Origin of the sequence: Flavobacterium zhairuonense (assembly GCF_004352915.1) — a bacterium.
In the GTDB taxonomy this organism is placed as follows: domain Bacteria; phylum Bacteroidota; class Bacteroidia; order Flavobacteriales; family Flavobacteriaceae; genus Flavobacterium; species Flavobacterium zhairuonense.
Genome location: NZ_SJSY01000051.1, coordinates 1 through 7,303 on the forward strand (window position 1 = coordinate 1; position 7,303 = coordinate 7,303).

The 7,303-nt window shown below is 34.4% G+C and carries 4 protein-coding genes and 1 pseudogene; 4 read left to right on the forward strand and 1 reads right to left on the reverse strand.

The genetic code is table 11. The features are described from left to right. Positions 1-688, forward strand: a 688-nt coding sequence (locus tag EYY60_RS00150) for a T9SS type A sorting domain-containing protein (protein ID WP_132987403.1), incomplete at its 5' end; no start/stop codon positions are given. A gap of 289 nt (positions 689-977) precedes the next feature. Here the strand turns inward: EYY60_RS00150 and hmpA are convergent. Then, a complete protein-coding gene (hmpA, locus tag EYY60_RS00160) occupies positions 978-2,189 on the reverse strand; it encodes an NO-inducible flavohemoprotein (RefSeq protein WP_132987404.1) in 1,212 nt (403 codons plus the stop codon). 287 nt (positions 2,190-2,476) lie between these two features. Here hmpA and EYY60_RS00165 point away from each other — a divergent pair, with 287 nt between their 5' ends. From EYY60_RS00165 to EYY60_RS00175, 3 genes and pseudogenes are all read left to right on the forward strand, one after another. Next, complete coding sequence (locus tag EYY60_RS00165) at positions 2,477-3,094, forward strand: TlpA family protein disulfide reductase (RefSeq protein WP_132987405.1); 618 nt, start codon at positions 2,477-2,479, stop codon at positions 3,092-3,094. A gap of 305 nt (positions 3,095-3,399) precedes the next feature. Next, positions 3,400-4,515, forward strand: coding sequence for a helix-turn-helix domain-containing protein (locus tag EYY60_RS00170; RefSeq protein WP_132987406.1), 1,116 nt, complete (start codon positions 3,400-3,402; stop codon positions 4,513-4,515). Positions 4,516-4,744: 229 nt separating this feature from the next. Continuing rightward, positions 4,745-7,303: pseudogene (locus tag EYY60_RS00175) on the forward strand (hypothetical protein); the annotation flags it as partial.

Consider the following 7,303-nt stretch of genomic DNA (forward strand, 5'->3'; position numbering starts at 1 on the left):
AGTTTTGAATGACAATACTTCGGTGACTACAAATTGGTTGGTTCGTTTGCTTTCTGGCGGAGGAACTCCTGCAAACAATCAGGCTTTTGTTGGCAACCAAGGAACTTTTGGTTTCTGGCTGAAAACAAGTACAGCAAATGCTGGAGCAGTAGTGACGGCTTGGATTGATGATGCTGATGGGCTTGAAGAATTGCCTCCAATTGCAATTATCAACAACGGAGTTTGGAATTACTACGAATGGTTTTTACCAACGGCAGTTGGAACAACGATCACAACTGGAAACGGAATTGTTGGTGGCGCTTCTGTAACTTTAGATGCAATTGTCATCAAACAAAACAATACTGCTACTGCAATGACAGTTTGGATTGATGATATTCAGCACAATTATATTTCTGGATGTTCTGGAACTAGGAAAATGCTTGATGTTGCCGATGTTGAAGAAGTAAAAATTACAGAAGGTTTGGTTGTATATCCAAATCCAACAAACGGAATCTTGAATTTGAGCTTAGGCAACAATATAAAATCAGATGTTTATTTGTACAATATTTTAGGTCAGCAGTTGTTGAATACCACTTTTGAAGGAAATGAAAAACAGCTTGATCTGAATAATTTTAATCAAGGGATTTATTTGCTTCAGGTCATAACCGACGGCAAAACATCAACCAATAAAATTATTTTGAATAAGTAATTGAATGATATTTAGATAGATGAAGTTCCTTTGCTTTCAAACATAAAAAGGCTGTCTCAATTTTGAGGCAGCCTTTATGTTTTACTATTTTCTATTCGAAAAAATAAAGAAAGAAAAGAAATTAGAAATTAAGCCAGCAACAACCCAAGAACGCATCCAAAAAAAGAAAAAATTCGATCGATCTGTGCAGTTTAAATAGGCGAGAATCAAGGTTATGAATAAAGTTGTGATACAATTTCTAAAGGCTAATCTCCAAAATTTTTTAATTGCGAATATTCCAGTCTTCACTTTAATTTAAATTGATTAACTGAGGGCCAAATTCTTCGTAGAAAATATTCTCCGTTTTAATATTTAAATTAATAAGAGATTCATATTGGGATTTAATAAATAATTCTGGGCCGCAGATATAAAATTTAGCTTCATCCAATAAAATGGCCTCTTTGCATTTATGAAGATCAACACGTCCTTGTAAAATTTGATCTGAGGTGTTGTCCAGATTTTCAATAGTATCATAAAACGTAAAAGTTTCGAGCCATTTTACTTCTTGTTTTAAACTGGAAATCTGATTTTTAAACGCATGAACAGATTCATTTCTGCAGCCATGAACCCAAACGGTTTTTTTATTTTGAAGTGCATTCAAATTAGTTTCCAACATGCTCAGCATTGGTGTAAAACCAACTCCGCCACTTATTAGGACTAATGGATTTTCAGAATCTTTTTCTAAATGAAATAATCCTGCAGGTGATGAAATTGAAATAACTTCTCCTTCTGATTTAGAATGTAGCGTATTGGAAACCATTCCAGAAGGATTTGAAGCAAATCCATTTTCTCTTTTTACAGAAATTCTATAATATTCAGGATTGAATGCACTTGACAAGCTATATTGTCTCGGTTGTAACAGATTTAATTCTTCTACAAAAACCTGCACACTGATAAATTGGCCCGGATGAAAATCAGCAATTGCTTTGCCATCTTCAGGATATAAGTAGAAAGATTTTATTTCAGCAGATTCTTCGACTATTTTTTTAATTACAAATTTTCGCCATCCGTTCCAGCTTCCTGGTTTTGCTGCGTTTTCAATATATAATTCTTTTTCAAGATCAATCATAATTTGGGCAAGCTGATAAAACGCAACAGTCCATGCTTGCAGAATTTCGGGTGTTGCAACTTCTCCAACAACTTCTCCAATTGAAGCGATTAAATGCGTACCAACAATTTTGTATTGGTCTGGCTGAATGTTAAGACTTCTGTGTTTCGTCCCGATTCCTTTAAGTACTCCCAAAAGAACACTGGGATTATCTATATTTTCAGCGTAAGCAAGCACTGCATTTGCTAAAGCTGATTTTTGTCTTCCATTGGCTTGATTTCCCATATTAAACATATTTCGAAGCTCAGGATGGTGTTTGAACATTCGGGCATAAAAGTAATTTGTTAGGTCTTCGCCACTTGATCTTAAAATTGGAATTGTTGCTTTTATAAGCTCTTTTTGATCTGCATTCATTCGTTTTGATATTTGGATTAAATATTTGATTTACTGAAACAACGTTGTTTTGCTATTTCATTACTTGCAAATTTAAATGGCAGCCAAAGCTCAAGTTTATGATTGAAATCATAATTAGAATGAAAATTTTCATCTACTATTCATTCAAAAAAACATTTTAAAAATATTCAAAACCAGAACGTATAGATTATTATAAGAACTGGACTATCAGTAATTTAATAATCATAATTAATTTTGAAGTGTAATTCAGCATATCACATATCTGTTTGCCATAAAAAAAAATAGTCATGTCAAAATTTCATTTAAAAACTAAAGAATTAGTTCAAGGAGAATTCAAAATGCATAAAGTAAATGTTGCTTTTGTATTTCAGGTAAATTGTCCGGGTTGTTTTATATACGGAATTCCTATTGTGAATGAGCTTTATAGTTCATTTAATAATAAAATTGGTTTTATTGGAGTAGCTACTGCTTTTGAAGATTTTGAATATAATAATGAAGCGAGTTTGAAACTACTTTTAGAAAGCGGAACATTAGTTGGAGAAACTTTAAAATATTACCACACAAACTATGGAATTTCAACTTACTCAGAAACCTTAAATTTTCCAGTAGCTTTTGATTTTATTGCTTCTTCTGAAGAGTTTATAAATTCAGATATGGTGGAATTAATTTGTGATTCCATTCCTAATTTTGAAAATTTTTCTGAAATCGAAAGAAAGACGATAATACAAAAAGTAAAATCATATTATTCTGAAATACCTGTAATAGCCGAAACATTTACAGTCAATCAATTAAAAGGAACTCCATCTTTTATTGTTTTTGATGATGAATACAATATTTTGGGGCATTATTTTGGTCATCAGAGCATGGAAGTTTTAAAAACTAAACTGAACGATTTATTGGCATAGTTTTAACCTTTTTTAAAATGCGAATGCGATTTTTAGCAGTTGATTAAAAGTTTAAAATTACCATTCTGGGGCAAGACTTACAATTCTGAAATACCTTAAAAACGACCTTAGCTTTTGTGGCAAAAAAGATCTCTCTTCCAAAATTTGTAATCCACGTAATTGTCAGATTTTCTGACTTGGTAAATGTCTTCGGACTCAATTCGTTTACTTTTTTATTAAGTGTTTTATTGAAGTAGCATTTTATTTGGATTTTAATTTTATGATGATTTGGTAAAATTTAAATAAATTTTATCTTTGGCTTTGAAATGCTCCAACAAACACTAAAAAAATGGTTAAACCAGTTTAAGCAGTACTTTTTTACGTACAGCAATGGTTTCTATCATCTTCCTTACAGCAGTAAAACTCCAGAAGATCTTGTGGAGAGTTTGGCTAATTACCCCTTTATGAAACATGATAGGATAAAACAGAGTGTTTATGCTAATACACCATTTTGTTCTGGAGGTTTCAATTATCAAAAATTAGAAGAAGGGCTTTGGGTTATTTATTCTAAAATGAGATATAAAACTAATGTCGCTTTTGATCTCATTTATGATGACCCCGCAGAAATGAAAATTGAGGATAAAGGATACTATATGCTTAGCCTTAATAATGTTACAAGCCAACCCATAATCGATCTTAAAATTTGTGAAAAGCAATTATGTTTTGCAAATTACAGCTGGACATTTTTTAAGCCAAAAGAACGCAATTGTGATGTAAATTTTAAAGGAGCAAATAATAAATACATCACGTTGTATTTTAATGAAGAATGGCTGCAAAAAAACTTGCTTCAAAATAGTTTGTTCTCAGAAGCTGGATTGGATAAATTTATAACCTCTGATCAGCCTTATATAGCTTGGCCGGTTGATGAGAAGGATGAGTTGGTAAAAAATTTCGGTATTTTTGATGAGGTTATGAATATGAACAATGAAGCCAGTCATATCGATTTTCTTCAGTTTAAACTCTGTACTTTAAATCTTATTTTCGGTTTTTTAAGAACTTGTAGAGATCAGCAAGTGTTTGAAAAACATTTTGCAATTGATTATGAAGATAAATTCAGCATCAACAAAGTTGAGAATTATTTGACGAGCAATCTTTATGATAAATTTCCAGGAATTGATTTTCTGGCTGAAAAATTCAAAATTTCAGAAAGCAAGCTTAAATCTGAATTTAAGCAGTTTTTTGGAAAACCAATCTACAAGTATTTTCAGGAAAAACAAATGATGCTGGCTAAAGAACTTATTATTGAAAACAAACTTTTGATAAAGGAGATTTCGTATAAGTTTGGTTATGAAAATACGAGCAAATTTACAGCTGCTTTTAAAAAATATCACGATATCTTGCCATCAGAACTGCAAAAGCAGGAATTTGACGTAGCAATTTAAAATCAAACTTTTTTCTTCTACTTTTTTCTTTCCCAAAAAAAAACTTTTTGGGCTATAGATTTTCTTTGCTAAAACTTTTTGGAGTGCTTTTGAGCTTGTTTGCTTGTCTAATTTTGCGAGCAAACTCTAAAATGCTATAAGTATATTTTTTTTGAAATTTTACTAAGAAATATACAGAGCTTATTTTGTTGGTTTTAAATAGTGTAAGTTAACAAGCTAACCCCAAAATATGAAGAAAAAACTACATTTAATTTTTGCATTTATTCTTATTCTTTTTGTCTCGGCCAATATGTTTGGGCAAATGAAAGTTGTCTTTACTAAGACTGATATAGATTCTAATTCGCCAACTGGATCAATTACGGCCAATATTGTGAATGGACTTCCTCCTTACACATATTTGTGGTCAAATGGGGAAAGTACTCAAACAATATCTGATTTAAGTCAAGGGCTTTATTATCTACAAGTAATGGACTCCAATAATGATATGGTTTTTGCTAATATAGGGATAGGTGAATGTTTTCAAAAGGCAAAAGTAATTGCGGTCCAAACAAATGCTTCGTGTGCTGGTGCAGTAAGTGGTTCAGCAACAGTAGCGGTAAAAGGTGGATCTGGAAATTATAGCTACCTTTGGGATACACCAGCATTACAAACTACACAATCAGTAACAGGGCTTTCGGCAGGAAGTTATACGGTAAGAGTAACGGACAATGTTACCTATTGTTCGACCCTTGGAACAGTTGATATTACGCTCGCTCCTACAGCTTCAGTAGGTGACCCGACAGTTTATGGCAATAATTCTTGGAATGTATATGCTTGGAATAAAGGAGCTGTTAGCGGTGGCGCTTGGCAAGCAGACTATTCCGGTTATTTTACGGCTAATACTTTAAGTTTTAATTCGGAGGATTATTTCGAAGATTATGACGTCCCGTCTTCAGTTGCAAGTTACCAAGGATGTAAAGTAAATGGTGATGATCATTCTTGGAGTGCAAAAAGGCAAGGATTTCCTTGTGGATACTATCAAATTGATATTCCAATGCACGATGATTGGGTGAGATTGTTTATTAATGATGTACAAGTATTTGGAGATGATAATTGTTGTGAATCACATACAAATGTTTGGCAAGGTTTTTTAGATAGTAACAGTAAAGTTGAATTTAAAATTGCAGAAGAACGAGGGCAGTCTAGGGGAAATATAAAATTCAATTTGATTGAACATACAGCATCTATTACTAATGTTTCGTGTAATGGAGGAAACAATGGTTCAATCACTTTAACAGTTCCAACAAATGGAAACTATACTTATAACTGGGGTAATGGAATAACTACAAAAAATAGATCAGGACTTGCTCCTGGAGATTATACGGTGACTGTTACCAATCCAATTGGTTGCGAAAAAACAAGTACATATTCAGTTTCTCAGCCCGATGCTATCACTATTACGCTATCACAAACTAATGTGTCTTATATTGGTGGAAGTGATGGTTCTGCTACTGTGGCAGTAACTGGAGGAATAGGACCGTATTCTTACTCATGGTCACCATCCGTGCTATATGTTTATGATACGACAGCTTACTTTCTTGCTAAAGGAACTTATACGGTAACTGTCAGGGATGCAAACAACTGTACGGCAACACAAAATTTTACTATTACCGAACCAGATGCACTTGATGCAACACTAGTTTCGCAACATAATATTGACTGTAATGGAGCAAATACAGGATCAATAACAATAAGTGCAATTGGCGGAACAGGGCCATATTCATATTGGTGGGATCATTCAGGAGGAAATGGTGCAACAGCTTCTGGTCTTGTTGCGGGAACCTATACGGTAACTGTTTACGATGCATTTTACAGTTCAATAATTAAAAGCTTTACAATTACAGAGCCTGATGCCCTAACAGCGACAGCAGTTGGACAGACAAACATTACTTGTCATGGCGCAAACACAGGATCAGCAACAGTTAGTGCCAACGGAGGGACAGGATCATATACGTATTCATGGGCACCATCTGGAGGCAGTGCAGCGACAGCTTCAGGGCTTAGCGCGGGAATTTATACAGTAACCGTTACGGATTCAAATTCTTGTACAGCAACGGAAAGTTTTACTATTACTGAACCAGATGCCCTAACAGCGACAGCAGTTGGACAGACAAACATTACTTGTAATGGTGCAAATACAGGATCAGCGACAGTTAGTGCAAATGGAGGAACAGGCTCATATACTTATTCATGGTCTCCATCTGGGGGATCTGCAGCAACAGCTTCGGGACTTGGTGCAGGAACCTACACCGTTACAATTACCGATGCAAATTCATGTACAGCAACACAGAGTTTTATTATTACAGAACCTGATGCTATCGTTATTACTCCATCACAAACAAACATCCTTTGTCATGGCGCAAACACAGGATCAGCGACAGTGAGTGCAAATGGAGGAACAGGCTCATATACTTATTCATGGTCTCCATCTGGCGGATCTGCTGCAACAGCTTTAGGACTTAGCGCAGGAATTTACACCGTAACTGTTACCGATGCAAATAATTGTACAGCAACGCAAAACTTTACTATTGTTCAACCTGCTTTACTTAATGGCACATCAGCCGTTACCAATGTAGCCTGCAATGGAGGCAATACCGGAGCTATTGATCTTACTGTTTCAGGAGGTACAGGACCATATACCTATGATTGGGGAGGCGGCATAACAACCGAAGACAGAACCGGACTTGTTGCCGGAACCTATTCTGTTACCATAACAGATGCAAACTCTTGTACAAAAACAATAAATAAT